Raw genomic sequence first — 1,303 nt, 5'->3', positions numbered from 1 at the left:
CGCCAACGCGGTGACCACCGCCGTTCGCCCATTTTAAGTGATTGACGCATGCAACCTTCGTACAGCAATTCAATTGTCGCAATTGCGTTCTGCCTTTCGCTCGCGTTTGTTTGTGGATGCGAACCTGTAACGTCTAGCTCTGGCGAACGCGCACCTGTTGAGAAAGCTCCCGCGACAGAAGACGACATGCATGAGCTCATCTCGAAGGAGTCAGTCTTTCACGTGCTCAAGAATGTTGATCGTCCGTTTGAGACCCAACTAGAACCCGGAAGCATTTGGATTGACCCCAATGATCCGATACTTGCGCATTGCGTCATGTATTGCACACACGCGATGAACGGAACTCAAACGCGAAGCCTGTTTTTCACCACGTTCCACAATGATGCGTATCCGAATTTCGCATCAACTGCGGCTGATGTCAGATGCGTGGTTGTCAATCGAGATGGAACTGTCGTATTCCGAGATGATGACTACTTCCGTGATGACACACATGAGCAATTGGTGAAAGCTGGTGCTGCAGATACGGATGGCCCGCCTGAGGTTGCAGTTGGCCTTCTCAAAATGGCGGAACTTCGCGCAAAATACGTAGATCCGGAGGGCGAACCATGAATTGCACGGGAGAACGGGAGTCGTGTTAAATGGTCTGCTTGCAAGTCTTTCGCCCGTTCCCCGTGAATTCTGCCGTTACGCCAGCGATTTGAACGCGACACACCCACGCTCAACCACTTGAACCGCATCTCTTTATTCACGCTTTGCTTCGCGGTCGCTGCTTTTGCTGCCTTCTTCGCAATAGTCGTGATGGGCGCCCGTCAGCCAGATTCGATTGCGGGATGGCTGGTCGAATCGCTTGGCTGGTTTTACGGAGTAACGATCTACGGAACGGGCTCGTTTGCACTCCTCGTCGCAATTGCTCAACTACGCAGATCCTGCTCGCCGGCGTCCACAGCGTGCTTGATCCCGCTTGCATTTATCCCCGCGTTTGTCGGTGTGATAGGGCTGCTCCACAACTACATCTACATGAATCGATTGATCGCATCTTCTCCCTCGTATCCGAAACATGACGCCTTGGCTTATGGACACGCATTTGGATTGACTCCGCTTCTCGTCGGCATGTGCTTCACGACGGTCGCTTTCGCTATACTGAGTTTTTCACTGCTTCATCGCTCACTCAAGGACGAGCGTGAGCCAACCTGACAGAATGGCGTAACCAAGCGATGGACGCGGAGCCGCGGAGTCGAGTTTTCACAAGTGGATGATCGTTCGCCGCGGCCCGGTCATCGCAACCGTTCGCCGACAGATTCTG

The 1,303-nt window shown here is 53.3% G+C and carries 2 protein-coding genes; both read left to right on the top strand.

From position 1 onward, the window contains the following. Window positions 1-48 precede the first annotated feature (48 nt). The gene (locus NZK35_RS25215) at window positions 49-609 is read left to right on the top strand and encodes a hypothetical protein (RefSeq protein ID WP_259635295.1); all 561 of its coding nucleotides are present in this window, start codon (window positions 49-51) and stop codon (window positions 607-609) included. 117 nt (window positions 610-726) lie between these two features. Further along, window positions 727-1,194, top strand: coding sequence for a hypothetical protein (locus NZK35_RS25210; RefSeq protein ID WP_259635294.1), 468 nt, complete (start codon window positions 727-729; stop codon window positions 1,192-1,194). Window positions 1,195-1,303: the final 109 nt, after the last annotated feature.

This window comes from Stieleria sedimenti (assembly GCF_025060895.1).
Taxonomy (GTDB): Bacteria; Planctomycetota; Planctomycetia; order Pirellulales; family Pirellulaceae; genus Stieleria; species Stieleria sedimenti.
The sequence above is the reverse complement of the archived record's forward strand: the minus strand, read 5'-3'. Positions and strand labels throughout refer to the sequence as shown.